This window comes from Nonomuraea sp. NBC_00507, assembly GCF_036013525.1.
Classification (GTDB): Bacteria; Actinomycetota; Actinomycetes; order Streptosporangiales; family Streptosporangiaceae; genus Nonomuraea.
The window spans coordinates 11,507,275-11,532,711 of the sequence record NZ_CP107853.1; the positions used below are offsets into that span (position 1 = coordinate 11,507,275).

A 25,437-nucleotide genomic window follows, 5' to 3' on the forward strand; every position below is an offset into this window, starting at 1 on the left:
TTTACAGGGGCTCCCTTTCGTGATGCATTCGGGCCATGAGCGTGCAAGGCACTTGTGATCCAGGGTTCTCCCAGGTCGCGGAGGAGTTCGAGGCCAACCTCGCCACCCGCGGCGAGGTGGGCGCGTCGGTGTGCGTGATCGTGGACGGCGACGTCGTCGTCGACCTGTGGGGCGGGCAGGCGGCGCCCGGCCGCCCCTGGGAACGCGACACCATCGGGCACGTCTGGTCGTGCACCAAGGGCGCGACCGCCTTGTGCGCCCACATCCTGGCCGGGCGCGGCGAGCTCGACCTGAACGCGCCGGTCGTGCGCTACTGGCCCGAGTACGGCGCCAAGGGCAAGGAGGCGACGCTCGTCCGTCATCTGCTCGCCCACCGGGCGGGACTGCCCGCGTTCCGGGAGCCGCTGCCTCCGGGCGCCTTCTACGACTGGAAGCTGATGGCCGACCGGCTCGCGGAGGAGGAGCCGTTCTGGGTGCCGGGCACCGCACACGGGTATCACGCGCTGACGTTCGGCTATCTCGTCGGCGAGGTCGTCCGGCGGGTGAGCGGGCGCTCGCTCGGCACGTTCTTCCGCGAGGAGGTGGCCGAGCCGCTCGGGCTGGAGTTCTGGCTCGGGCTGCCTGAAGAGCAGGAAGGCAGGGTCGCACCGACGATCCCCGCCGACCCTCCGGAGGTGCCGCCCACGTTCTACGTCAGGGCCTTCACCGATCCCACCTCGGTCCCGGCGCTGCTGCTGGCCCACGAGGGCGGCTTCATGGCGCCCGGGGAGTCGGACAGCCGGGCGGCGCACGCGGCCGAGCTCGGGGCCGTCGGCGGGATCACGAACGCGCGGAACCTGGCGGGCCTGTACCGGCCGCTGTCGCTCGGCGGGGGCGAGCTCGTCAGCCGCGAGCAGCTCCAGATCATGGCGCTGACCGAGTCGGCGGGCACGGACGCGGTGCTGGCCGTGCCGATCCGCTTCTCCCTGGGATTCATGAAGGCCGCGGACAACCGATATCTGCCGGGGTCCGACAGCGAGGGCGCGCTGTTGTCGGCGACCGCGTTCGGGCACGCGGGGATGGGGGGATCCGTCGGGTTCTGCGATCCACCGGCCCGGCTGGCCTTCGGCTACACGATGAACAAGCAGGGCGCGGGGCTCGGGATTAATCCGCGGGGGCAGGCCATGGTGGACGCGACCTATCGGACGCTGGGCTATCGCCAGCTCCAAGGAGGCGTTTGGTACATATAGTTCCATGTTCTTCGGCATCACGGACTTCTGGGCCTATGTGATCGGCGCCTTTCTGATCATCCTCCTGCCCGGCCCGAACTCCCTCTACGTCCTCAGCTTCGCCGCCCAGCACGGCGTGCGGCAGGGCTACCGTGCCGCGGCAGGCGTCTTCGTCGGCGACGCGGTGCTGATGGTCCTGTCCGCCGCCGGCGCCGCGTCCCTCCTGCGCTCGAACCCGGTGCTGTTCACGATCGTCAAGTACGCGGGCGCCGGCTACCTGGCCTGGATCGGCTTCCAGATGATCAGGGGCGCCTGGCGGTCGCGCCGTGCCCTGGCGGCCGAGGAGGCGCCGGCGCCGGTGGAGCATCAGCCGCGCCCGTTCCGCAAGGCCCTCATGATCAGCCTGCTGAACCCGAAGGCGATTCTGTTCTTCATCTCCTTCTTCGTCCAGTTCGTGGACCCTGCGTACGCGACGCCGGCGCTGTCGTTCCTGATCCTCGGCGCGGTGATCCAGGTCTTCAGTTTTCTCTACCTGACGTCGCTGATCTTCGGCGGAACGTTCCTGGCCGCTCAGTTCCGCCGGCGCCGACGGCTCAGCGCCGGTCTGACCTCGTGCGTCGGGGCCGTCTTCGTGGGATTCGGCGCGAAGTTGGCCACCGCTTCACTCGGCTGAAAGCGTGGTTCAAGGCTCTGCTGATTTCGTAGGAAACAGATGGAACGTGCACAAAGAGGCGGTCGCACTCCTGCGGCTCGGGTACGGTAGGCCACCGGCGTGCTTCCCGGGGACGCAGGGGTCGCCGCATCGGTTAGCGCGTGCGGTCCATCCGGATAGCCTGGTCCCTCGAAGCCCGGGTAGTCGCTGATCGTCGGCCTATCTGCGGAGCAGCCTTGAATCATCCCCCTGTCGCCCTCCCCCGCCTCACCGCCCTCGCCCGGCAGGCGGCCCCCCGGCTGCTCGAAGGCGTCGTGGCCCCGCTGGCGGTCTTCTACTTGGCCATGGTCGTTCTCGGATTCAAGTGGGCGCTCGTCGCGACCGTCGCCTGGGTCTACCTGGGCGTGGCGTGGCGGCTGGTCAGGCGGGTCAAGGTGCCCGCGACGATGTGGCTGGCCTCGTTCGCGATCACGATCCGGGCGCTGGTGTCGTTCTGGACGGGCACCTGGATGTGGTTCTTCATCCAGCCGGAGATGGGCACGATCTGCATCAGCATGGCCTTCCTGGCTTCCGTGCGGCTGAACAAGCCGCTCGTGCAGAAGCTCACGCTCGACTACATCCATCTGCCGTCGGCGGTGCTCAAGCACGAGCGGATCCGCCGGTTCTTCGCCAGGATCACGTTGTTGTGGGCGTTCGTGCTGCTGATGAACTCGACGTTGAGCATCGCCCTGGCCGTCTATGAGTCGCTGGCCGGATCACTGGGCGCCTTCATGATCCTGCGAACCTCAGCGGTGGCCGTGATCAGCGGTCTGGCGATCGCCTTCTCGATCTTCGCCTTCAAGCGGGTGCTGCACCGGCTGCACGTGGCCCACGCCTGACCGCTCCCTCCTCCCCCGTACGGGGAAGCTCGACGGCCAGCTCGAAGCCGCCCGCGACGGGCCCGGCGGTCAGCGTGCCGCCCACCAGCCGTACGCGTTCCCGCAGCCCCGCCAACCCCAGACCGCCGGGCCGCGCGCTGGGCCGGGAGCGGGGCGGCCCGTTACGCACGCTCACGCGGTGGGGTGCGACCGTGACCCGCACGGCGGCCCCGGGGGCGTGCTTGGCGGCGTTGGTGAGCCCTTCCTGGACCACGGCGCGCGCCAGGCCGGGCACCGGCTCGCCGTCCAGGTCGAGGGTGATCGCCATGCCCGAGTCCCTGGCCCGCCGCACCAGCTCGGCCACGTCCTCGTCCACGGGCGACAGCGGCGAGGCGTCGGCGTCCTCGCGCAGCAGCCCGATGATCTGCCGCAGTCGCTCCGTGGCGTCCGCCGCCGCCACCCGCAGCTCCCCGGCCGCCCTGGCCTGACCGGGATCGAGCCCGGGAGCCAGCTCCAGACCGGCGGCCCGGACCGCGATGAGGGCCAGATCGTGGCCGAGCGAGTCGTGCATGTCTCTGGCGATCCTGGCCCGCTCCCGCAGCCGCGCCTGCGCCTCGGCGGACAGCCTGGCCTGCCGCCGCTGCTGCAGCAACCGCCGTCGCAGCAGTCCCAGGAGGTAGGGCACGAGGTAGGTGCCGAGCACGCCGGTGACCATGGACACCCACAGGGCCAGATCGCCGCCCATGGCCAGCACCACGCCGATGCCGACGGCCGTGATCAGGCCGAACGCCGCGAGCGCCGGCCACGTCCTGATCAGCCGCCGGCCCGTGAGGTAGGCGTACCACATGATGAACGGCGAGGTGGGCAGCAGCGGGAGGATCTTCACATTGCGTCTGGGCATCAACCAGCTCAGGTCCACGGTGGCGAACCCATCGCTGAACCGCCACGGCCCGAGTGGCAGCAGCAGCACCAGCGCGGCCAGCGGCCAGCGCCGTCCGACCAGCACCGCCACGGCGGCGAGCGCGAGCCGGGGCGCGGTCACCATGCCGAAGGCGGCCGGATCCTTGAGCGGATCGGGTCCCATGGCGGCGATGAAGATGCCGAGGACGACCCAGAGCAGCAGGTCGTAGACCACCTGGCGGCGGCTCTCCCGGCGCAGCGAGCGCAGACGGTTCACGGCACCGACGTTATCCCCGCGTGGTGGATGCCGGACCTCCTCCAAAGGCAGGAGGCGGCCCTGACGAAAGTCAGGGTAGAGCGGAGCGCACCGTCGAGGTATGGCTAGCCCCACCCCGAAAGCGCCTACCTCCACTCCTGCGTTCAGCTGCCCGAACGGGTTGGATCGATGGTGTCACCCGGAGGTCGCGTCACCGACCCCGACCAAAGTCGGGGGTGGTGCCTGCCGATCGTCCGATGTGCCATGACCTGCGGAGTTTCTACCTTCAAGGGGTACCGGCCCTGACCCGCATAGGGGACAGGTCCGCGTTCGACCCGGGGCATCCCCGATGTCCCGGACCGTCGCACACAGAGACGCTGTGTGAGTGCCCTAAGGATCGGAGTACACGCTCATGTCGCACGCCATTCTCGACCTGATCCATCAGGCGATGTCGTCACCGTGGTTATACGCGGCGCTGTTCGGCCTGGCCCTGCTCGACGGGTTCTTCCCGATCGTGCCGGCCGAGACGTCGGTGATCACGGCGGGGGTCTTCGCCGCGTCCGGGGAGACGAACCTGGCCCTGGTGATGGTGGTCGCGGCACTCGGCGCGTTCGCGGGTGATCACATCTCTTATCTGATCGGCAACAAGTCCGGCGGCAGGCTCAGGAACAAGAAGGCGTTCATCTGGGCCCGCGACGCCCTGGCGGAGCGGGGCGGGCTCGTCCTGGTCGTGGCCAGGTACATCCCCGGAGGGCGCACCGCGACCACGCTGACCATGGGCGCGGTCCGCCATCCGCTGCGCTCGTTCACGTTCTTCGACGCGATCGCGGCGAGCTCGTGGGCGGTGTACTCCGGCCTGATCGGGTTCTTCGGCGGGATGGCGTTCGAGAACGACCCGATCAAGGGTCTGCTGCTCGGCCTGGGCATCGCGGTGTCCATCACCGGGGTCGTGGAGCTCGTGAGATGGCTCAGGAAGCGACGCGCCATCCAAGCTTCTCCAGAACGACTTCCAGCGGACACGTCCGTTTGACACAACCTGGCAACCATCCGTCTGAAAGGAGTGCTGATGACTGTGCTGGCCGCGGCGATCGCCCTGGTCGGTTCGCTGTTCTTCGCGCTCGGAGCCGCCCTGCAGCAGTTCGAGGCCGCCGGCTCGGCCAAGCCGGGACTGCTCGCCCTGCTGCGGAGGCCGCGCTGGCTGTTCGGCGGCGCCTCCATCGTGGTGGGTGGCGGCCTGCACATCGTCGCGCTCGGACTCGGCCCGCTGACCATCGTCCAGCCGATGGGCGTGGCCAGCCTGCTGTTCGCCCTTCCCATCGCCGCCACCCTGCACGGGCGCAAGCCCTCCCGCCAGGAGCTGGGTGCGGCGGCGGTGGTGGCGGGCGGGCTGATCGTCCTGGTCCTGATGATCCCCGAGTCGGAGGGGCCCACCCGCCTCGACCCCAACGGCGTGCTCACTCTGCTGGGGGTGGCCGGCGTCGCGGCGGTGCTGCTGTGGGCCGGCTCCCAGGTGGTCTCGCCCGCGGCCCGGGCGGCACTGCTGGCGACCAGCTCAGGCGTGCTGTACGGCGCCACGGCCACGCTCATGCGGGTGCTCGTGGACGGCACGTGGAACTGGTGGTACCTGCTGGCGTTGCCCGTGCCGCTGCTGCTGGCACTGGTGATGTTGCAGCGGGCCTACGCCGTCGGCCACTTCGGCGTCTCCTTCGCCTCGCTGCAGATCGCCGACCCGCTGACCGCGGTGGCGTTCGGCGCGCTGCTGCTCGGCGAGCCGCTGCCGACCGGGATCGCGCCGATCGCAGCTGCCGCGCTCACCGCCGCGGGCACCGTCGCCCTGGCCCGGACCAGCCCCTTGGAGGCCCGCAACGAGCTCGCCTGATCCCATGCTCGCCTGCTTCGTTTCTTTCGGCCCCGTTCGTCTTCCGGCCCTCCCCCAGCCGGGTTCTCGTGTGAATTTGGAGTCACCGTCATGGCCATGCCCCTACACAGCGTTACCGCCCGTGCCGATCTTGCCCCCGCGCCCGAACGCCCCCGCCGTGTGCTGATCTCGACCGACACCTACCCGCCCGACGTGAACGGCGCGGCGTACTTCACCCACCGCCTGGCCACGGGCCTGGCAGCGCGCGGCAACGACGTGCACGTGGTCTGCCAGTCCGACGTCGGCCCGGCCAGCGCCGAGGTCGTGGACGGTGTGATCGTGCACCGGCTGCGCTCGGCCCCGATCCTGCTCCACCCCACCATGCGGTTCACCGTGCCGACCCGGCTCGACCGGCTGGTCGCCGACATCAAGCCCGACGTGCTGCACACCCAGGGTCACTTCGTGGTCGGCCGGGCCGCCATCGCCGCCGCCCGCCGCGTGGGCGTGCCCGTCGTGGCCACCAACCACTTCATGCCCGACAACCTCTTCCAGTTCGTGCACCTCCCGGACCGGCTGCGGGTGAAGGCGGGGCAGCTCGCCTGGCGCGACTTCAACCGGATCTTCAACCGGGCCGATCACATCACCACGCCCACCCCGCTGGCCGCCAAGCTCCTGGCCGACCAGGGGTTCGCGCGTACCGTCGAGCCGGTGTCCTGCGGGATCGACCTGGGCAGGTTCCACCCGCACACCGAGCCCAAGGCGTGGGCGCGCAAGCTGTTCGACCTGCCCGACCGGCACACGATCCTGTTCGTCGGCCGGCTGGACGAGGAGAAGCGCCTCGACGAGCTGGTGCGCGCGCTGCCCCTGGTGCTCAACGAGACCGACGCCCAAGTGGCGCTCGTCGGCAAGGGCAACCAGCGCGGCGAGCTGGAGAAGCTGGCCAGGCGCATCGGCGTGGCCGACCGGGTGTTCTTCCTCGGCTTCGTGCCCGACGAGAGCATGCCGCAGGCGTACGCGGCGGCCGACGTGTTCGCCATGCCGGGCATCGCCGAGCTGCAGAGCATCGCCACGCTGGAGGCCATGGCCACGGGCCTGCCCGTGGTGGCCGCGGACGCGATGGCGCTGCCGCACCTGGTGGACGACAACGGGTTCCTGTTCCAGCCGGGCGACGTGGTGGGGCTGGCCAGGCACCTGACCGGCATCCTGGCCGACGACGATCTGCGGGCCAGGCTCGGCAAGGCCAGCAGGGAGCTGGCGCTCACCCACGACGACCAGTCGTCGCTGGCCCGGTTCGAGACGATCTACGACGAGGTGGCGCGATGACCCCACGGCAGAGCGTCTGGGGCACCTTACTCGGCACGGTGGTGTCGGCGTGCGCGCTCGCGTACGCACAGGTCGCCCTGCCCGCTCAGCCGCTGCTCAGCGACTACGCGCTCGTTAACGGCGGGCTCGTGCCGGTGCTGATCGGGATGCTGGCGCTGGCGGGGGCGTGCCTGTGTCTCGCGTACGGGCTGGCGGGGGCCGACCCGGCGCGTACGGCGGCCACCCGGGTCCTGCTGCTGGCCGGGGCCGCAGGCCTGATGATGAGCGCGATCTTCCCGACGGATCCCGGCAGCTCGCAGGTCGGCTCGCTCTCCGGCGAGATCCACCGCTGGTCGGCGGCGGTGGTGTTCACCTCGCTGCCGGTCGCCGGCTGGACCCTGGTGAGGGGCCGGGCGGCGATGCCCCTCTGGAACGCGGTCCGGGCCATGAGCGTGGCCTCCGCGCTGACGCTGGCGGCGTACCTGGCGGCACACCCCGCCACCATCACCTCGCCGCTGATCAACGGTGTGGCCTACTACGGGCCGCTCGAACGCGCCGTGGTGCTGGCCGAGATGGTGCTCATCATGGTGATGGCGCTGGCATCCGCCGCCGAACGGCCGGCGATGGCCAACCGGACCGCGCCGGCGAAGCCCACCTCCGAGACGGCCGGGCCCGAGGAGGAGCGGATCGCCGCCTGACCGCGGGCGAGCATACTTCGACGCCCGTCGAAAGAACCTCCTCCTAACGTGGGTACCATGCTCATCACCCGCCATGCCGAAGCCCGGACGGTCCTCGATGACCCCAGATATGTGCCGCCTCCCGTGTCCCAGGACGGCCGGGAGGGGACGCTCGCGTGGCTGCGGGCGCACGTGTCGCGGTTCAGCACCGGCGACTCGCACGCCCTGCGGCGCCGCGCGGTCGTCGAGCGGCTGGCCGCGCTGGACCCCGCCGAGCTCCGATCCGCGGCCAGGGCCATGACCCTGGAGCGTGGCGGCGCGTGGCGGGGCGTGCCGACGCAGGTCCTCGGGGCCGCGCTCGGTGTCAAGGACACCGCCGCCGTCCCGGCCGCGGCGAGCGGCTATCTGTCGGGCGAGGAGAGCCCGGAGGCCGATGCCGCCGTCGCCACCCTGCTCGACCAGGCCGACCTGCCGGCCGTCACGCTGCTGCTGCAGGCGTACGCCGCCACGGAGGGACTCATCGAGAACGCGCTCAGGCACGCCTCCTGCGACGCCGCACGCCCGGCCGCCCAGCCGAGCCCGCCCTCGTCCGCCGCGCCGCACAGCACCTGGACCAGCGTCGATGTCGAGGCCCTGCTGCACGAGACGCTCCGGCATGATCCGCCGCTCAAGGCCAGCCGCCGGCTGGACACCCGCACCGGTGGTGAGGTGACGATCGACCTGGTGGCCGCCAACCGGGACCCCGGCGTGTTCACCGATCCCGACCGGTTCGACCCGACGCGAGGCCCGGCCCCGCACCTGACGTTCGGCCACGGCCTCCGCCCGTGCCCGGCCCCCGGCCACGCGCTCGCCCTGGCCGCCGGCGTCCTGGAGGGACTGCTGTGACTGCTGTGAATTTCCGCGACCTGCACCGTCCCGGCGACCCGCTGCTGCTGCCCAACGCTTGGGACTACGGCTCGGCCGCCGTCCTGGCCGCGCAGGGGTTCCCGGCGATCGGCACGACCAGCCTCGGCGTGGCCGCCGTGTACGGCAAGCCGGACGCGGCCGGCGCCACCCGCGCCGAGACGATCGAGCTGGCGGAGTCGATCAAGAACCTCGGCGTCCTGGTCACGGTGGACATCGAGGGCGGCTTCAGCGACGACCCGGCCGAGGTGTCCGACCTGGTGGCGAGCCTGGGCGCGCTCGGCGTGGCCGGCGTCAACCTGGAGGACGGCCGCCCCGACGGCACGTTGCGCCCGATCGGCCTGCATCAGCGCATCATCGAAGCGGCCAAGGGCCACGGCGTGTTCGTCAACGCCCGTACCGACACGTGCTGGCTGCGGACCGGCGACACCCGTGAGCGGGTCCGGGCGTACGGCCACGCCGACGGGATCTTCGTACCGGGGCTGAGCGATCTCGGCGAGATCGCGGAGGTGGCGGCGAGCACGCCGCTGCCGCTCAACGTGCTCTACCAGCCGGGCGGCCCCACGACGGCCCAGCTCGCCGCGGCCGGCGTCGCCAGGGTGAGCACCGGGTCCCTGCTGTACCGGGCGGCTATCCAGGGCGCGCTGGCGACGGTGCTCGGCATCCGCGGTGAGCCGGCACCCCCGATGCCGACCTATGCGGAGATGACCGCGTTCTTGCCGTAGCCGCGATAATCGACGCATGCGCTTCCAGATCCTCGGGCCCACCACCGCGCTGGGCGAGGACGGCGAACCCGTCGCGCTCGGCGGGCCCCGGGTGCGGGCCCTGCTCACGCTGCTCGCCCTGCACGCCGGGCGCATCGTCGGCGCGGAGCAGCTCGTGGACGGCATGTATGGTCCGCGTCCCCCCGAGGGCGTGGCCAACGCGCTGCAGTCGCAGGTGTCCAGGCTGCGGCGGGCGCTGGGCAAGGACGTGGTGGAGTTCCACCCGGCCGGATACCGGCTGGTCGCCGACCCGCAGGACGTGGACGCGCGGCGGTTCGAGCAGCTCGCGCAGGCGGGCAGGCAGGCGCTGGAGGGCGGCGACCCGGTACGGGCGGCCGCGCTGCTGCGCGAGGCACTGGAACTGTGGCGGGGCGCTCCACTGACCGACGCCCCTTACGCCGAGGCCGCCGCGACCGCACTGGAGGAGCTGCGGCTGGCCGCCACGGAAGATCGCGTCCAGGCCGATCTCGACCTGGGCAGGCACCGGGAGCTGGTCGCCGAGCTGAGCCAGCTCATCGCCGCCCATCCGCTGCGCGAGCGACCGCGGGCCCAGCTCATGCGCGCCCTGTACGGCAGCGGCCGGCAGGCCGAGGCGCTGACCGTCTACGACGAGGCCAGGAAGATCCTGGACGAGGAGCTGGGCGTCGAGCCCGGGGCGGAGCTGGCCGCCGCGCACCTGGCCGTGCTGCGGGCCGATCCGGCACTCGGCGCCCCCGCGGCCAGGACGGCCACCCAGCGGCAGGGGCTGCGGGCCCAGCTCACCAGCTTCGTCGGCCGCACCGAGGAGCTGACGCTCGTCGGCGAGAGGTTACAGGGCAGCCGGCTCGTCACCTTGATCGGTCCGGGTGGCGCGGGCAAGACCAGACTCGCGATCGAAGCGGCCGAGCAGGAGCCGGGCGACGTCTGCTTCGTGCCGCTCGCGCCGGTCGCCGACGACGCGGACGTGCCCAGGGCCGTGCTGGCCGCACTCGACATCCGCGACTCCCTCCTGCACACGCCCGACCGTCCAGCCGTGGACCCGGTCACCCGGCTGCTCACCGTGCTCGCCGACCGCAAGCTGCTGCTCGTCCTGGACAACTGTGAGCACCTCATCGCGGCCACCGCCGAGCTGACCGACCTGCTGCTCGCCTCGTGCCCCGGGCTGCGGGTGCTGGCGACCGGGCGGGAGGCGCTCGGCATCACCGGCGAGTCCATCCTGCCCGTGGCGCCGCTGCGGCTGCCGCCGCCCGAGGTGGACGACCCGCTGGACTACCCGGCCGTCCGGCTGTTCGCCGACCGGGCCGCCGCCGTCCAGCCCGGCTTCGCCGTACACGCGGACAACGCCGCGCAGGTGGTGCGCATCTGCCGGGCGCTCGACGGGCTGCCGCTGGCCATCGAGCTGGCCGCGGCGCGGCTGCGTACGTTGTCGGTGTCCGACGTGGCGGCCCGGCTGGACGACCGGTTCAGGCTGTTGACGCGCGGCAGCCGGGCGGCGCTGCCCCGGCACCAGACGCTGCGCGCGGTCGTGGCGTGGAGCTGGGACCTGCTGGACGAGAGCGAGCAGCGGCTGGCCAGGCGGCTGAGCGTGTTCGTGGGCGGCGCGCGGCCGGAGGCGGCCGAGCGGGTGTGCGGGCTGCCGGAGGAGGTGCTGTTCTCACTGGCGGAGAAGTCGCTGGTGGAGGTGGTCGGCGGGCGTTACCGGATGCTGGAGACGATCCGGGCGTACTGCGCGGAGCACCTGGCCGAATCCGGCGAAGTGGACACGATGCGTGACGCCCACGCCGCTTACTACCTGGACCTGGTCGAGGCCGCCGACGCGCGGCTGCGGACCCGCGAGCAGATGGAGTGGCTGGCCCGGCTGGACGAGGAGAGCGACGACGTCAACGCGGCGGTGCGCTGGGCGACCGAGTCGGGGCAGGTGGAGACGGCGCTGCGGCTGGTGGCCCACGCCGCCTGCTACTGGTACCTGCGCGGCGACCGCGTCACGAGCGCCGCTCTCGCGAGCGCGCTGGTGACCCGGCTCGCCTCCACCTGTCCCAAGGGTCTGGACGAGGAGTACGTCATGTGCGTGCTCGTCGCCGCCTGGCGGGGAGGGATGGAGGACGAGCTGCGTGACCTGGTGGCGGTGGCCAGAGGCCTGCTGGAATGGAATCATCTGCCGGCGCGGGTCGAGTTCCTCATGATGATGTTGTCGATGTACACCGGGCCGCCCGACGACTTCCAAATGGCCTACGAGGAGATCACGCTTAACTCTCGCACGCTCCCGCCCTGGCAGGCGGCGCTGGGCTGCACCGGCGCGGCGTTCGTGCTGCAGAGCCTCGGCCGGATGGAGGAGGCGGTGGCCCATTTCCATCTGGGCCTGGCCGCGTTCAAGGCGATCGGCGAGCGCTGGGGCACCGTGCTGGCGCTGTCCGGGCTCGGCCAGCTTTACCAGGAGCAGCGTGACCACTCGACGGCGTACGCGCTGGCCGACGAGGCACTCACGATTGCCCGCGAGCTGAGCGCCAAGACCGAGATCGCCGAGGCTCTGTGCCGACGCGGCGACGCCCTGCAGGGACTGGGCGACCCGGCGCGGGCACGGGACGACTACGGGCTCGCGGCAGATCTGTCGCGGATGAACGGGTCCGTGGAGACCATCGCGTGGGCCCATCTCGGCCTGGGCGAGGTGGCGCTGGCCCGCGGGGATCTGGCGGAGGCGCGGGCCGTGCTGACCCAGGCCCGCGACGAATGCCCGGAGGACTGGTACAGCGCCGCGGAGACCCGCGTCCGCATCGACGCCGCGCTGAGCGAGGTCAGCAGGATGGTCAGCGAACGGTAGGCGGGCGGTCAGGCGCCCGGCGGACAGTGGCGCCATGAGAAGCAAATGGTCGTGCCTGGCGATCGCGTGCCTGGCCACCCTCCTGCTGTCGCTCGACCTCACCGTCCTGCACCTGGCCCTGCCGAGGCTGGTGACCGACCTCGGCGCGAGCTCCACGCAGCTGCTCTGGATCGGCGACGTCTACGGTTTCGCGCTCGCCGGCCTGCTCATCACCATGGGCAACCTCGGCGACCGCATCGGCCGCAAGCGCCTGCTGCTGATCGGCGCGGCGGCGTTCGGCGCGGCCTCGGTGGTGACCGCGTACGCGCCCAACGCCGAGCTGCTGATCGCGGCCAGAGCCCTGCTCGGCGTGGCCGGCGCCACGATCATGCCCTCCACCCTGTCGATCGTCAGGAACGTGTTCACCGAGCCCGGCGAGCGCACGACGGCCGTCGGGATCTGGAGCGGCATGAGCGCCGCGGGCTTTGCCGTGGGCCCCGTGGTCGGCGGGCTGCTGCTCGACCACTTCTGGTGGGGCTCGGTGTTCCTGATCAACGTGCCGATCATGCTGCTGGTGCTGGCCGGCGGCATCCTGGTGTTGCCCGAGTCCCGCAACCCGGACGCGGGCCGGCTGGACCTCCTCAGCGTCGTCCTGTCGTTCGCCGGCGTGGTGTCGGTCGTCTACGCGATCAAGGAGGCCGCCCACAAGGGCATCGAGCACGCCGACGTGCTCGTGGCGGGCGTGGGCGGGGTGGCGCTGCTGGCCCTGTTCGCGTGGCGGCAGACGCGGCTGGCCGAGCCGCTGATCGACGTGCGGCTCTTCGCCCGCAGGGCGTTCACCGCGTCCATCGTCACGAACCTGCTGGCGATCTTCGCGATGTCCGCCATGATGTTGATGTTCGCCTGGTATCTGCAGCTCGTGCTCGGCTGGTCGCCGCTGCAGGCGGGGCTGGCCCAGCTGCCAGGCGGCCTCAGCGGCGCCATCGGCGGGGTGCTGGCCGCCCAGCTGATCCCCCGCATCGGCAGGAACGGCGTGGTCGCCCTGGGCCTGGCCATGAACGCGGGCGCGTTCCTCTACTACAGCACGCTCGGCACCGAGCTGAACTACCTGGCGCTGCTGCCCGTCATGGTGATCGGCGGCATCGGCATCGGGTTCGCCTTCACCGTCAACAACGACAATGTGCTGGCCACCGCACCCAGGCAGCGTGCGGGGGCCGCGGCCGCGGTGTCGGAGACGGCGTTCGAGCTGGGCGGGGCGCTCGGCATCGCGATCCTGGGCACCGTGCTGAACAGCGCCTACCGCGCCAACCTGGAGTTGCCTGCCGGGGTTCCCGGCGAGGGCGCCAGGGAGTCGATCGCCGGGGCGGTGGGCACGGCCGCGCAGCTGCCTGCCGAGCAGGCCGGACAGCTCATGCGGGCCGCGCAGACGGCGTTCATCGAGGGGCTGCAGGTCACCGCGCTGGTCACGGCGGCACTGCTGGCCGTGGTCGCGCTGCTGGCGCTGGTGGGGCTGCGCGGCGTGCCGAAGGAGATCCCCGAGGAGGTCCTGGCCCGCGCGTGACTCAGAGAACGGGTTTGGTTGGGCAGGGCCGGGTGGTGGTCGGGATGAGGGCGTCGAGGCGGGTGCCGATCCTCCTGGCCACCCCTTCGATGGTCTCGATGCCCGTGCCCTCCCCTGGCTGCCCGTCCGTCTGCACCGACAGCAGCAGGTCCCGGCCGGCTCCCACGACGCGGCCGTAGCTGGTGACGGCCCACGTGTTGTTCCTGAACGGCCGCGGCGTCCACCCGTTCTTCAGCGCCACCCGGTCCCCGGGGCGGGCGGCGGCGCTGACGCCCCATGCCTGGTCCTTCTGGACCCGCTGCATCAGCCCGAGCACCAGCCGCCGATCGGCCTTGCTCAGTCCTTTGCCCCCGCGGATCAGCGCCTTCAGCAGGCGGATGCGGTCGGCCGGGCTGGTGGTGGTGCCGCCCCAGAAGTGGCTCGGCCCCGGCGTGGTCTCCCGCATGCCCACCCGGCCGTAGAAGGCGCTCAGGGCGCCGCCTCCGCCTGCCCGCGACCACAACGCGTCCGCGGCGCCGTTGTCGCTCTCCCTGATCATGCGGTCGGCCAGATCGCGCTCGCCCTCGTCCAGCCCGCCGGAGCGGGCGGCCAGCAGCGCCGCCAGGATGTCGACCTTGGCACCACTCGCGGTGATCATGTCGTGCTGGTGCGCTCCTTGCCCCAGCGTGATCCCGGTGACGAGGTCCTGCGCCGCGAAGACGACCCGCCCCGGGCGGTGGCTCAGATACCGGGAGATGTCACGGAGGAGCCGGGCGCGGGCGGCGGCACCCGCCCGCACATCCGGAAATTTCAGCACACAGCGTGCCACCTTGACTGGAGCCCTCGCGACGGCGGGCACCGTCGGCGCCCGCTGGGCCCCGCACGCCGCCACCAGCGCCAGCCCGGCGCCGGCCAGCCACATCACACGCACACGCAAACCCCCGAGCTCTCATCGGGGGTCGGCAGTCTCCTGCCCTCAGGTCACGAGTCGAATCCCAGCCCCATCCGGTCGAGCGCGCGCAACCACAGATTGCGCTTGCCCTGGTGCTGGTCGGCCTGGGCGATCGACCACCGGGTGAACTGGATGACCCCTGACCGCACCGGCTCGGGCGGGAACGGGATCGGCTTCTCCTTGACCATCCGCAGCTCGGTCCGCTCGGTACGCTCGCCCGCCAGCAGGTCGAGCATGACGTTCGCGCCGAAGCGCGTGGCCCCGACGCCCATGCCGGTGTAGCCGACGGCGTAGACCAGCCGCCCGCCGTGCGCCTGGCCGTAGAAGGCGCTGAACCGGCTGCAGGTGTCGATCACGCCGCCCCACCGGTGGGTGAAGCGCACCTCGGCGAGCTGGGGGAAGGTGTCGTAGAAGTGCCGCGCGAGCGTGACGAACGTCTCGTCGCGCTGGTCGTACTCCGGTTTTACCAGGCCGCCGTTGTAGTAGACGGCGTCGTAGCCGCCCCACAGGATGCGGTTGTCGTCGGTGAGCCGGTAGTAGTGGAACCGGTTGGCGGAGTCGCCGACGCCCTGCCGGTTGCGCCAGCCCACCTGGGCGAGCTGCGCGCCGGTCAGCGGCTCGGTCATGAGCGCGTAGTCGTACACCGGGACCACGAAGTGCTTGAGCCGCCGCAGCAGCGGCGGGAACACGCCGGTGCCCAGCGCGACCTTCGGCGCGGTGACAGCGCCGTACCGGGTGCTCAGCGTGATCTTCGTGCCGTCGTCGTGCAGCGAGCGGACCGGGCTGCGCTCGTGCACGCGGACGCCGAGCCGCAGGCACGCCTCCCGCAGCCCCCACGCCAGCCGCGCCGGGTCCAGCATGGCGCAGCCGCTGCGCTCCCAGAGCCCGCCCAGGTAGGTCGGCGAGTCGACCTCGGCCCGCACCTGGTCCTGGTCGAGCGGCAGGTAGTCGAGCCCCAGCTCCGAGATCAGGTCCAGGTGCTCGTTGAGGCCGTCGAGCTGCCACGGCTCGGTGGCCACGTGCAGCTCGCCGGTGCGCTCGAAGGAGCAGTCGATGCCGTGACGCTCCAGCGTGCCCTCGATCTCGTCGAGGTTGTCCACCCCCATGCGTTCCAGCCGGTCGATCTCGTCCGGCCACCGCTCCAGCCCGTTGGCCAGGCCGTGGGTGAGCGTCGCCATGCAGAACCCGCCGTTGCGGCCGGTGGCCGCCCAGCCGATCCTGCGGCCTTCGAGCAGGACCACGTCCAGCGACGGGTCGCGTTCCTTGGCCATCAGGGCGGTCCAGAGCCCTGAGAAGCCGCCGCCTACCACGACGAGGTCGGCGCTGGTGTTCTGGTCGAGCCGCGGTTGCGGCTCGGGTCTGGCCGGGCTGTCCAGCCAGTACGGCTTGCGCTCCGCGTCAGCAAGCGCCTTCAGCGGATCCACAAATCCCACATCCCTACGGAAAATCTCAGGTACGGCGCCTCGCCGCGACCGCGTTACCGATCGCGATCAGCACCCCGATGCCGAAGATCAGCGTACCCATGACGTTGACCTGCGGTGGGATTCCCGTCTTCACCGCGCCGACGATCCACAGCGGGAACGTGATGGTCGAGCCGTTGACGAAGCTCGTGACCACGTAGTCGTCGATGGACAGCGCGAACGACAACATGGCCCCGGCGAGCACGCCGGGCATGATCGCCGGCAGCGTCACCTGCCGGAACGTCCCCCACGCCGTGGCCCCGAGATCCCTGGCGGCCTCCTCCAGCGACGGGTCAAGCGTGACGATGCGCGCCCGCACGGTCACCACCACGAACGACAGCGAGAACAACACATGCGCCATGATGATCGTGTTCGCGTCGCGCGGCACGTTCCCCGAGACGAAGAGCGACAGCAGCGACGCGCCCATGACCAGCTCGGGCGTGGAGATCGCGGCGAAGATGAGGAAGTTCGTGACCCCCTTGCCGCGGAAGCGATGCCGGCCCAGCGCCAGCCCCAGCATGGTGCCGATCACCACCGTGATGATCGTGCTGACGGCGGCGATGACCAGCGAGTTCCGCAACGCCACGGTCAGGTCGGAGATGTCGAAGAGCTCGCCGTACCAGCGCAGTGTGAAGCCCTGCCACGTGGTGTTGGACTTGCTCTTCTTGTCGTTGAACCCGAAGAGGATCATCACGGCGATCGGCGACGACAGCCAGACGATGACCAGCCACGTGTAGACGTGGAGCAGCTTGTCCCCGAGCCGCGTCCCCCTCATCGGGCCGCCGCCTCGAGGACGTTCTCGGTGCCGAGCGCCCTGGCGTAGATGAAGATGCCCACGAGCAGCACCGCCATCAACGTGAACGACAGCGCCGAAGCGGTCGGGTAGTTCAGGTTGGTCAGGTATTCGGTCTGGATGATGTTGCCGATCATCGTGTTGGAGGTGCCGCCGAGGATGGCCGCGTTGATCGGGTCTGCCGTGGCGGGCACAAAGGTCATCAACACCCCGGCGAACACCCCCGGCAGCGACAGCGGCAGCACCACCCGCCGGAACGCCCCCGTGCGGGTGGCGTACAGGTCCTGTGCCGCCTCCACGACCCGCGGGTCCACGCGTTCGAGCGACACGTAGATCGGCAGGATCATGAACGGCAGGAAGTTGTACGTCAGCCCACCCACCACCGCGAACGTCGTGGCCAGCACGTGGAAGTCGTCGGGCAGCAGCCCCCAGTCCTTCAGCGTGCCGAACAGGATGCCGTTGTCGGCCAGCAGGAAGTTCCACGAGATCGTCCGCAGCACGAACGACACGAAGAACGGCAGCAGGATCAGGAACAGGTAGACGGACTTGCGCCGGCCGCCCTTGAACGCGATCCAGTACGCCACCGGATATCCGATGACCAGCATGGCCGCCGTCGCCATCGCGCCGTAGAAGAGCGAGCGGACCAGTTGGGTGCTGTACCTGCCGATGGCGTCGCCGTAGTTGGAGAAGCTGAACGTCATGGCGAAGCCGTCGATGGCGTTGCCGGTCTGCAACGACACCGACGCCATCGCCACCATGGGCACGACCAGGAAGATCGCCAGCCACATCCAGCTCGGCAACGCCAGCAGGTAGGGGGTGAGCCGCCGCATCCGCTACGCCTGCGTGATGGACTGGAAGATCGGGTTGAAGACCTGCTGCGTCTGGCTGGTCAGCGGCGTGTAGCCGCGCAGCTTGGCATAGTCGGCCTCGGTCGGGAACATGAGCGGGCTGTCGACCATGTCCTCCAGCGCCTTCTTGTCCTCGCCCTTGGCCGTCTTGGCCTTCTCCCTGAGCAGGTCCTGCACCGCCGGGACCGGGGTCACGTACTGGATGAACTCATCCAGCTCGGCGGCCACGGCCGGCTGGTAGAGGTAGTCCATGAGCATGAGCGCGTCCACCGGGTTGGCGGCGCCCTTGGGGATGAGCATGTTGTCGGTCCAGATCGTGCCGCCCTCCTCGGGCACCACGAACTTGACGGGCTCACCGGCGAGCTGGCGCTGGAAGACGTCGCCCGACCAGGCCATGGTCAGCCAGACGTCGCCCTTGGACACGGCGTCAATGTAGCTCTGATCGTAATATTTCCGGACAAGTCCGGCGTCGCGCTGCTCCTTGAGCTTGTCCCCGGCCTTGCGCCAGTCCGCCTCGGTCGACTTCTCCGGGTCGATGCCCAGCGCGAACATCCCGAAGTTCCCGATCTCCTGGGCGTCGGCCATCATGCCCACCCGCCCCTTGTACTTGGGATCGAACAACGACTGGATGCTGGTGATGTCTTCCTTGACGTGCTCGGTGTTGTACGCGATCCCGGTCACACCGGACGTGTACGGAATCGTGTACTTGTTGCCCGGATCGTAGGACCGTTCCTTGTACTTCTGGCCCGCGTTGGCCGCGAAGTTCGGCAGCTTGGAGTGGTCGAGCGGCAGCACGTAGCCCAACTGGAGCATGTTCTGGAGCTGGATGCCGTTGGTCATGACGATGATGTCGTAGCCCAGCGACTGCCCGGCGCGCAGCACGGGCTCGGACTTGCCGAAGAACTCGGCGTTCTCCTGGATGACCTCTTTGTACTCGTACGAGATGCCGGTGGCCTGCTGGAACTTCTTCAGCGGGGCCTGGTCCTCGGGCATGTACTCGGGCCAGTTGGCGAAGACGACCTTGCCATGCTTGGTCTGCTTGGACCAGAAGTCCTGGACGGCGTCGGCCTTGGGCGGTGCGGCCTTCTGCCCCTGCACGCCGCAGGCGGCGAGGGCGAGCCCGGCGGCGGAGAAGCCGGCGATTCTGAAGGCGTCACGACGGGTGCGGAGACGGGGGTTCATGAGGTGCTATCAACTTCCAATCACGTACGAGTGCTGCGCCTGCCACGACAGCCACACGGAGTCGCCCCGCTCCGCCGTGGCCGTGGCGTCATGCGCGTTTTGCTGGAACACGGTGATCTCGGCCCCGTCAGCGAGACTCACCGCGTAGCTGTTGTAAGTGCCCAGGTAGACGACCTCGGCCACGGTGCCGCGGACGGAGCTCACGCCGTTCACGGGCTGCTCCGTGCCGATGGTGATTTTCTCCGGTCGCACGGTCACCGACACGTCGCCTTCACGGCCGGGCACCAGCACCCGCCCGCCGGCGATCTTCAGCTCGCCACCGGTGGCCGTCCCCGCCAGCAGGTTGGAGGTGCCGATGAAGCCGGCCACGAACGAGGTCGCGGGCCGCTCGTAGATCTCGCGTGGCCCGGCGAGCTGCTCGACCAGGCCGTCGTTCATGACGGCGATGCGGTCGCTCATGGTGAGCGCCTCGTTCTGGTCGTGCGTGACGTACACGAACGTGATGCCGACCTCACGCTGGATGCGCTTGAGCTCGATCTGCATGGCCTGGCGCAGCTTGAGGTCGAGCGCCCCAAGCGGCTCGTCCAGCAGCAGCGCCCGCGGCCGGTTGACCAAAGCCCTGGCCAGTGCCACCCGCTGCTGCTGGCCGCCGGACATCTCGCGCGGCCGGCGCTTCTCCCGGCCGGTCAGGTCGACGATCTCCAGCATCTCGCCGACCCGCTGCTTGATCTCCTCCTGCGGCGTCTTGCGCTGCTTGAGGCCGAAGGCCACGTTGTCCCAGACGCTCATGTGCGGGAAGAGCGCGTAGGACTGGAAGACCATGTTGACGTCGCGCTTGTTCGGCGGGACGTTCGTGACGTCCTGGCCGAGCAGCTTCACCAGGCCCTTCGATGGGGCCTCGAAGCCGGCGATCATCCGCATGGTCGTGGTCTTGCCGCAGCCGGACGGGCCGAGGAGGGAGAAGAACTCCCCCTCGGCGATGTCCAGCGAGACACCCTTGACCGCCTGGACCACCTCGCCGTGCGAGAGGTATTCCTTGACGACGTTCTCTAGCTCAATGGCACTGGTGGTCATCGTGGCCTATTCACCGATGTAGTGCATGACGTGCTTGACCCTGGTGTAGTCGTGCAGGCCGAAGACCGACAGGTCCTTGCCGTAGCCGGAGTGCTTGAAGCCGCCGTGCGGCATCTCCGACACGAACGGGATGTGGGTGTTGACCCAGACCACGCCGAAGTCCAGCCGGTTCGACATGCGCATCGCGCGGCCGTGGTCGGAGGTCCAGACCGAGCCGCTCAGGCCGTACTTGACGTCGTTGGCCTTGGCGAGGGCGTCGGCCTCGTCGGCGAACGTCTGCACGGTGATCACGGGCCCGAAGACCTCGTTCTGCACCATCTCGTCGTCCTGCTTGAGCCCGTCCACGATGGTCGGGGCGAAGAAGAAGCCCTTGTCGCCGACCCGCTGACCGCCGGTGAGGACCTTTGCGTGGGCGGGGACCCGCTCGATGAAGCCCTGGACCTTGGCCAGCTGGTTCTCGTTGTTGAGCGGCCCGTACAACGCGTCCTCGTTGTCCAGGTCGCCGGTCACGGTGCCGGCGGCGGCCTCGGTCAGCGCGGCCACGAACTCGTCGTGCACGCTCTCGTGCACGAGCACCCGGCAGGCGGCGGTGCAGTCCTGGCCGGCGTTGTAGAGGCCGGCGATGGCGATGTCGGCGGCGGCCTTGCGCAGGTCCTTGACGTCCTCGAAGACCACGACCGGCGCCTTGCCGCCGAGCTCCAGGTGCACCCGCTTGAGGTCGTCGGCGGCGCTCTTGGCCACCGACATGCCGGCACCGACCGAACCGGTGATCGCGACCATGGAGGCCGTCGGGTGGCTCACCACGAGCGCTCCGGTCTCGCGGTCGCCGGTGACGACGTTGAAGACACCCGCGGGCAGCACCTCACCGAGGATCTCGGCCAGCTTCAGCGTCGAGGCCGGGGTGGTGTCGGAGGGCTTGAGCACGACCGTGTTGCCGGCCGCGAGTGCCGGGGCGATCTTCCACACCGCCATCATCATCGGGTAGTTCCACGGCGTGACCTGCCCGATCACGCCGATCGGCTCATGCCTGATGACGCTGGTGTGCTCGGCGAGGAACTCGCCGGCCGTGGGGCCCTCGAGCGTGCGGGCCGCACCCGCGAAGAAACGGAAGTGGTCGGACGCCACCGGCGTCTCGTCCTCGGCCATGCGGGCGCGCGGCTTGCCGGTGTTGCGGCACTCGGCCTCGTTGATCTCGTCGGCCCGCGCGTCGATCGCGTCGGCGACCTTGAGCAGCAGGTTGGCCCGCTCCCCTGGCGTGGTCCTGCCCCACGACTCGAACGCGGCGGCCGCGGCGGCGAAGGCGGCGTCGACATCCTCGGGGCCCGAGACGGGAGCCTGTACATAGGCCTCGCCCGTGCACGGGTCGATGATGTCGGAGAAGCGGCCGCTCTTGGCGTCCACGAACTCACCGTTGATGTAGTTCTGCAGACGGGTGGTCATGTGCCCTCCTTCGTCGGTCCCATGACCATGGTCGCTGTGTTTACTGATGCCCTCGACAAGCTCGGTCATGGCTGACCTCCTCGTGAGTGGGCTGAGATGCCGCGACTCTTACAGAGTGAAAGCATCCGGACAAGGGATTTCGTGGTGAAGATATCAAATTGCTACGAATTCGCTTGACAGACTGCCTGGAACTGACAACATGTCGCACCAGGACGGCAACCAAGCGGGAACGCCCCCGAAACGCCGGACCGCTAGGAGGACTCCTCTCGATGACCACCCCGCCCCGCGTACGCCGCGACAACCCGAGCGCTGCCCCCGTCGTGCTCGACGATCTGTCCAAACAGATCATCGAGCAACTCCAGCGTGACGGGCGCATGCCGTACGCGGCCATCGGCAAGGCGGTCGGCCTGTCCGAAGCCGCGGTACGCCAGCGCGTGCAGCGCCTCCAGGACGCCGGCGTCATGCAGATCGTCGCGGTCACCGACCCCCTCACGCTGGGCTTCCCCCGGCAGGCGATGATCGGGGTCAACATCGAGGGCGACCTGGAGTCGGTGGCGGACGAACTGGCGGCCATCGAGGAGATCGACTACGTGGTCCTCACGGCCGGTTCCTTCGACGTCATCGTCGAGGTGGTGTGCGAGGGCGACGGGCACCTGCTGGAGATCCTCAGCAAGATCCGCGCCATTCCCGCCGTGCGGGCCACGGAGTCGTTCGTGTACTTGAAGCTGCGTAAGCAGACCTACTCCTGGGGCACCCGCTAACCGACCCTCACGACGGCCCGGACGGGCGCCCCGTCCGCTCCCGCGAGCCGGATCGGCAGCAGGGAAACCTCGATCGGACTGCCGCGTGCCTGCGCGTCCAGGAGCCGCTCCAGACCGGTCAGGTTCTCGGCGATGACGGCGTGCGCGCCGCACAACACCCGGTGCGCCGGGAAGTCCTCAGCCGGCGTGGGATCCACGCTCAGCGCGTCGATCCCCACCGTCCTCACCCCGCGCTCGACGAGCAGCGCCGCGGCCTCCTCGGTGAGGAACGGATGCCCCTGATAGGCGTCCGTCCCCCAGTACGCCGACCACCCGGTGGCGACGAGCACGATCGGACCCTCGACGTTCTGGAAGGCCGCCGCCCCGATCGGCGAGCGCGGGGCGAGGCCGGTGGCATCCACCACGACGGCGGGCCCGTAGAAGCGCTCCAGCGGCAGGTCGTCCAGCGTGGGCAGCGAGTCGTCGACGTGGAAGGGGGCATCCACATGGGTGCCCGATTGGGAGCCCAGGTGCAGCTCCAGCACGTTGACCCCGTCCCGCGCCACGGTGAGCGCCGGGCCGACGGAGACCTCGGGATCGCCCGGATAGACGGGCATCCCCTCCTCGATCGGGACAGACAGGTCGACGAGCTCCATCACGTCACCGGCTCGGTCGCCGCGTCCACGATGGGCAGCACCGGCGTGTCGGCCACGCGGACCAGGCGCGGCCCCTCCGGGCCGTAGACTTCACGCGGCTCGGGGAAGGCGGCCAGCAGCACCAGGTAGAGCAGTCCCGCCACGGCCAGGCCGACCGGCAGCGAGACGTCCACCCCGCCCGCCAGGTCGCCGAGCGGCCCGACGAACTGGCCGGGCAGGTTCACGAACATCAGCGCCAGACCCGCGGACACCAGCCATGCCGACAGCCCGCGCCAGTTCCAGCCGTGCGCGAACCAGTAGCGGCCGCCGCGCTGGCGCCGGTTGAAGACCTGGAGCGCCTCGGGGTCGTACCAGCCACGCCGAGTCACATACCCCAGCATCATGATCACCATCCAGGGCGCCGTGCACGTGATGATCAGGGTCGCGAACGTCGAGATGCTCTGGGTGAGGTTCGCGGCGAACCGCCCGACGAAGATGAACACGATCGACAGCGTGCCGATGAACACGGTCGCCTGCACGCGCGAGAACCGGGGGAAGACGCTGGAGAAGTCGAGCCCGGTGCCGTAGAGGGAAGTGGTTCCCGTGGACATGCCACCGATGAGCGCGATGAGACAGACCGGCACGAAATACCAGCCCGGCGAGACCGCCAGCAGGCCGCCGACGTAGTTGGGCGCGGCCGGGTCCACGTATTCGGCGGCCTTGGTCGCGATGATCGACGCCGTCGCCAGGCCGAAGAAGAACGGCAGGATGGTGGCGATCTGCGACAGGAACGCGGCGGCCATGACCCGCGAGCGCGGCGTGTTCGCCGGGATGTAGCGGGACCAGTCACCGAGAAACGCGCCGAACGACACGGGATTCGACAACACGATCAACGCCGCGCCGATGAACGACGGCAAGAACAGCGGATCGCCCACCGGGAGCGTGCCGGGATAGGACGGGTCGAAGTCGCCGGCGAAGGCGAAGACCCCCAGCACGAACAGCAGCGACGCCGCCGCAACTGCGATCTTGTTGACGAACAGCATGAACCTGAAGCCGTACACGCAGACGACGAGCACGAGCACCGCGAAGATCCCGTACGCGACGCCATAGGACACGTCGGTGTCGGGCAGCCCGGCCAGCCAGTGCGCGCCACCCACCAAAGCGTCCCCCGACGACCACACCGAGATCGAGAAGAACGCGATCGCGGTGAGCAGCGACAGGAACGAGCCCACGATCCGCCCGTGCACGCCCAGGTGGGCCGACGAGGAGACGGCGTTGTTGGTCCCGTTGAGCGGCCCGAACAACGACAGCGGCGCCAGGATCAGGGCCCCCACCACCAGCCCGAGCACGGTGGCCGCCAGCCCCTGCCAGAACGACAGGCCGAACAAAATGGGGAAGGCCCCGAGCACGCAGGTGGCGAAGGTGTTCGCACCGCCGAACGCCACCCTGAACAGATCAAGCGGGCGCGCGGTGCGGTCGGCGTCGGGGATGCGCTCGACCCCGTAGGTCTCGATCTCGGTGATGCCGCTCATGTCTGCTTCTTCTCCTGCATCGCTAGCAAACTGATGAGGTCGTACGCCACGTGGGAGGCGGCGATGGAGGTGATCTCCGCATGGTCGTAGGCCGGCGCCACCTCGACCACATCAGCCCCGACCAGGTCGCAACCGGCCAGGCCACGCAGGATCTCCAACAGTTCCCGGCTGGTGAGCCCGCCCGCCTCAGGGGTGCCCGTGCCGGGGGCGTGCGCGGGATCGAGCACGTCGATGTCGACGGAGACGTACAGCGGCCGCTCGCCGACCCGCTGCCGCAACGCGTCGATCACCTCGTCCAGCCCGCGCCGCAGCACATCGGCCGCGGTCACAATCCCGAACCCGAGCCGCCGATCCTCCTGGAGATCCTTCTTGCCGTACAACGGCCCCCGGATCCCGACGTGACTGACGGCCTCGGTGTCGAGCAGCCCTTCCTCCACGGCCCGCCGGAACGGCGTCCCGTGCGTGTACTCAGCCCCGAAGTAGGTGTCCCACGTGTCGAGATGCGCATCGAAGTGCAGCAACGCAACCGGCCCGTGCTTCCTGGCAGCGGCCCGCAGCAGCGGCAACGCGATCGTGTGATCCCCGCCGATGGTGACGAGCTTCGCATCGATCCCCTCGGCCGCCCCCTCGATCGCCTCAATGGCGGCACCGATGTCGAACGGATTGGCCGCGATGTCCCCAGCGTCGGCCACCTGCACGTGCTCGAACGGCGAGACGTCAAGCGCCGGATGGTACGGCCGCAGCAACCGGGAGGCCTCCCTGACCGCCGCCGGCCCGAACCTGGCGCCAGGCCGGTAGGACACGCCGGCGTCGAAGGGCACCCCCACGACAGCGACGTCCGCCCGCTCCACTTGGTCGAGGCGGGGCAGGCGGGCGAAGGTGGCGGGCCCCGCAAAGCGCGGGACCTTGGAGGAGTCGACGGGGCCGATAGTCATGTCGGCCAGTGTTCGTCATGCTTCTGACCTGGGGCAATTGGAGGTCACCTAAAGTATGACGGTGTGTGTTGTGGCTGACCACAAGGCGGCAAGGCGTGTTGAGGGGTGTGCCTGTGCGGACTCGACGACGATCGCTCGCCGTAGCCAGGCACG

General features: G+C 70.0%; 23 protein-coding genes. 12 read left to right on the forward strand and 11 right to left on the reverse strand.

What is annotated here, in order from left to right:
- Positions 1-35 precede the first annotated feature (35 nt).
- The 3 genes from OHA25_RS54750 to OHA25_RS54760 all read left to right on the forward strand — a co-directional run bounded on the left by OHA25_RS54750 (position 36) and on the right by OHA25_RS54760 (position 2,738).
- Positions 36-1,229, forward strand: a complete 1,194-nt coding sequence (locus tag OHA25_RS54750; RefSeq protein ID WP_327584741.1) for a serine hydrolase domain-containing protein — start codon at positions 36-38, stop codon at positions 1,227-1,229.
- 4 nt (positions 1,230-1,233) lie between these two features.
- A complete protein-coding gene (leuE, locus tag OHA25_RS54755) occupies positions 1,234-1,881 on the forward strand; it encodes a leucine efflux protein LeuE (RefSeq protein ID WP_327584742.1) in 648 nt (215 codons plus the stop codon).
- Positions 1,882-2,096: 215 nt separating this feature from the next.
- Positions 2,097-2,738 (forward strand): VC0807 family protein, encoded by a 642-nt coding sequence (locus OHA25_RS54760; protein WP_327584743.1) that lies wholly within the window; start codon positions 2,097-2,099, stop codon positions 2,736-2,738.
- Here the strand turns inward: OHA25_RS54760 and OHA25_RS54765 are convergent.
- Positions 2,698-3,894 (reverse strand): sensor histidine kinase, encoded by a 1,197-nt coding sequence (locus OHA25_RS54765; RefSeq protein WP_327584744.1) that lies wholly within the window; start codon positions 3,892-3,894, stop codon positions 2,698-2,700. The two genes, OHA25_RS54760 and OHA25_RS54765, sit on opposite strands and share 41 nt — an antisense overlap.
- A gap of 391 nt (positions 3,895-4,285) precedes the next feature.
- Here OHA25_RS54765 and OHA25_RS54770 point away from each other — a divergent pair, with 391 nt between their 5' ends.
- From OHA25_RS54770 to OHA25_RS54805, 8 genes are all read left to right on the forward strand, one after another.
- Complete coding sequence (locus OHA25_RS54770) at positions 4,286-4,903, forward strand: DedA family protein (RefSeq protein WP_327584745.1); 618 nt, start codon at positions 4,286-4,288, stop codon at positions 4,901-4,903.
- Positions 4,904-4,939: 36 nt separating this feature from the next.
- Positions 4,940-5,752: a DMT family transporter gene (locus tag OHA25_RS54775; protein ID WP_327584746.1), complete on the forward strand. Its 813-nt coding sequence runs from the start codon at positions 4,940-4,942 to the stop codon at positions 5,750-5,752.
- A gap of 96 nt (positions 5,753-5,848) precedes the next feature.
- A complete protein-coding gene (locus OHA25_RS54780) occupies positions 5,849-7,054 on the forward strand; it encodes a glycosyltransferase (protein ID WP_327584747.1) in 1,206 nt (401 codons plus the stop codon).
- Positions 7,051-7,731 carry a DUF998 domain-containing protein gene (locus OHA25_RS54785; RefSeq protein ID WP_327584748.1) on the forward strand — a complete coding sequence of 227 codons (681 nt, stop codon included), beginning with the start codon at positions 7,051-7,053 and terminating at the stop codon, positions 7,729-7,731. The genes OHA25_RS54780 and OHA25_RS54785 overlap by 4 nt, the downstream gene beginning before the upstream one ends.
- A gap of 57 nt (positions 7,732-7,788) precedes the next feature.
- On the forward strand, positions 7,789-8,595 hold the full coding sequence (locus tag OHA25_RS54790) for a cytochrome P450 (RefSeq protein WP_327584749.1): 807 nt from the start codon (positions 7,789-7,791) through the stop codon (positions 8,593-8,595).
- Positions 8,592-9,338 (forward strand): isocitrate lyase/PEP mutase family protein, encoded by a 747-nt coding sequence (locus tag OHA25_RS54795; RefSeq protein WP_327584750.1) that lies wholly within the window; start codon positions 8,592-8,594, stop codon positions 9,336-9,338. Before OHA25_RS54790 ends, OHA25_RS54795 begins: the two co-directional genes overlap by 4 nt.
- Before the next feature lie 16 nt (positions 9,339-9,354).
- Positions 9,355-12,174 carry a BTAD domain-containing putative transcriptional regulator gene (locus tag OHA25_RS54800; protein ID WP_327584751.1) on the forward strand — a complete coding sequence of 940 codons (2,820 nt, stop codon included), beginning with the start codon at positions 9,355-9,357 and terminating at the stop codon, positions 12,172-12,174.
- 34 nt (positions 12,175-12,208) lie between these two features.
- Positions 12,209-13,714 carry a DHA2 family efflux MFS transporter permease subunit gene (locus OHA25_RS54805; RefSeq protein WP_327584752.1) on the forward strand — a complete coding sequence of 502 codons (1,506 nt, stop codon included), beginning with the start codon at positions 12,209-12,211 and terminating at the stop codon, positions 13,712-13,714.
- Position 13,715: 1 nt separating this feature from the next.
- On the opposite strand, the gene OHA25_RS54810 is transcribed toward OHA25_RS54805, so the two are convergent.
- The 7 genes from OHA25_RS54810 to OHA25_RS54840 are packed head-to-tail and all read right to left on the reverse strand — an operon-like array spanning position 13,716 to position 21,442.
- Positions 13,716-14,615: a serine hydrolase gene (locus OHA25_RS54810; RefSeq protein WP_327591188.1), complete on the reverse strand. Its 900-nt coding sequence runs from the start codon at positions 14,613-14,615 to the stop codon at positions 13,716-13,718.
- Positions 14,616-14,674: 59 nt separating this feature from the next.
- On the reverse strand, positions 14,675-16,069 hold the full coding sequence (locus OHA25_RS54815) for an NAD(P)/FAD-dependent oxidoreductase (protein WP_327584753.1): 1,395 nt from the start codon (positions 16,067-16,069) through the stop codon (positions 14,675-14,677).
- 25 nt (positions 16,070-16,094) lie between these two features.
- Positions 16,095-16,880: an ABC transporter permease gene (locus OHA25_RS54820; RefSeq protein WP_327584754.1), complete on the reverse strand. Its 786-nt coding sequence runs from the start codon at positions 16,878-16,880 to the stop codon at positions 16,095-16,097.
- Positions 16,877-17,728, reverse strand: coding sequence for an ABC transporter permease (locus OHA25_RS54825; RefSeq protein WP_305918182.1), 852 nt, complete (start codon positions 17,726-17,728; stop codon positions 16,877-16,879). Before OHA25_RS54825 ends, OHA25_RS54820 begins: the two co-directional genes overlap by 4 nt.
- 3 nt (positions 17,729-17,731) lie before the next feature.
- Positions 17,732-18,928, reverse strand: coding sequence for a polyamine ABC transporter substrate-binding protein (locus tag OHA25_RS54830; RefSeq protein ID WP_327584755.1), 1,197 nt, complete (start codon positions 18,926-18,928; stop codon positions 17,732-17,734).
- Between the two features lie 9 nt (positions 18,929-18,937).
- Positions 18,938-20,002: an ABC transporter ATP-binding protein gene (locus OHA25_RS54835; RefSeq protein WP_327584756.1), complete on the reverse strand. Its 1,065-nt coding sequence runs from the start codon at positions 20,000-20,002 to the stop codon at positions 18,938-18,940.
- A gap of 6 nt (positions 20,003-20,008) precedes the next feature.
- Positions 20,009-21,442 (reverse strand): gamma-aminobutyraldehyde dehydrogenase, encoded by a 1,434-nt coding sequence (locus OHA25_RS54840; RefSeq protein ID WP_327584757.1) that lies wholly within the window; start codon positions 21,440-21,442, stop codon positions 20,009-20,011.
- A 269-nt stretch (positions 21,443-21,711) separates the two neighbouring features.
- Here OHA25_RS54840 and OHA25_RS54845 point away from each other — a divergent pair, with 269 nt between their 5' ends.
- Positions 21,712-22,203 carry an Lrp/AsnC family transcriptional regulator gene (locus OHA25_RS54845; RefSeq protein WP_327584758.1) on the forward strand — a complete coding sequence of 164 codons (492 nt, stop codon included), beginning with the start codon at positions 21,712-21,714 and terminating at the stop codon, positions 22,201-22,203.
- On the opposite strand, the gene OHA25_RS54850 is transcribed toward OHA25_RS54845, so the two are convergent.
- The 3 genes from OHA25_RS54850 to speB are packed head-to-tail and all read right to left on the reverse strand — an operon-like array spanning position 22,200 to position 25,284.
- Positions 22,200-22,838 (reverse strand): cyclase family protein, encoded by a 639-nt coding sequence (locus OHA25_RS54850; protein WP_327584759.1) that lies wholly within the window; start codon positions 22,836-22,838, stop codon positions 22,200-22,202. The genes OHA25_RS54845 and OHA25_RS54850 overlap by 4 nt on opposite strands.
- Positions 22,838-24,349, reverse strand: coding sequence for a purine-cytosine permease family protein (locus tag OHA25_RS54855; protein ID WP_327584760.1), 1,512 nt, complete (start codon positions 24,347-24,349; stop codon positions 22,838-22,840). The genes OHA25_RS54850 and OHA25_RS54855 overlap by 1 nt, the downstream gene beginning before the upstream one ends.
- Positions 24,346-25,284, reverse strand: a complete 939-nt coding sequence (gene speB, locus OHA25_RS54860) for an agmatinase (RefSeq protein ID WP_327584761.1) — start codon at positions 25,282-25,284, stop codon at positions 24,346-24,348. Before speB ends, OHA25_RS54855 begins: the two co-directional genes overlap by 4 nt.
- Positions 25,285-25,437 lie beyond the last annotated feature (153 nt).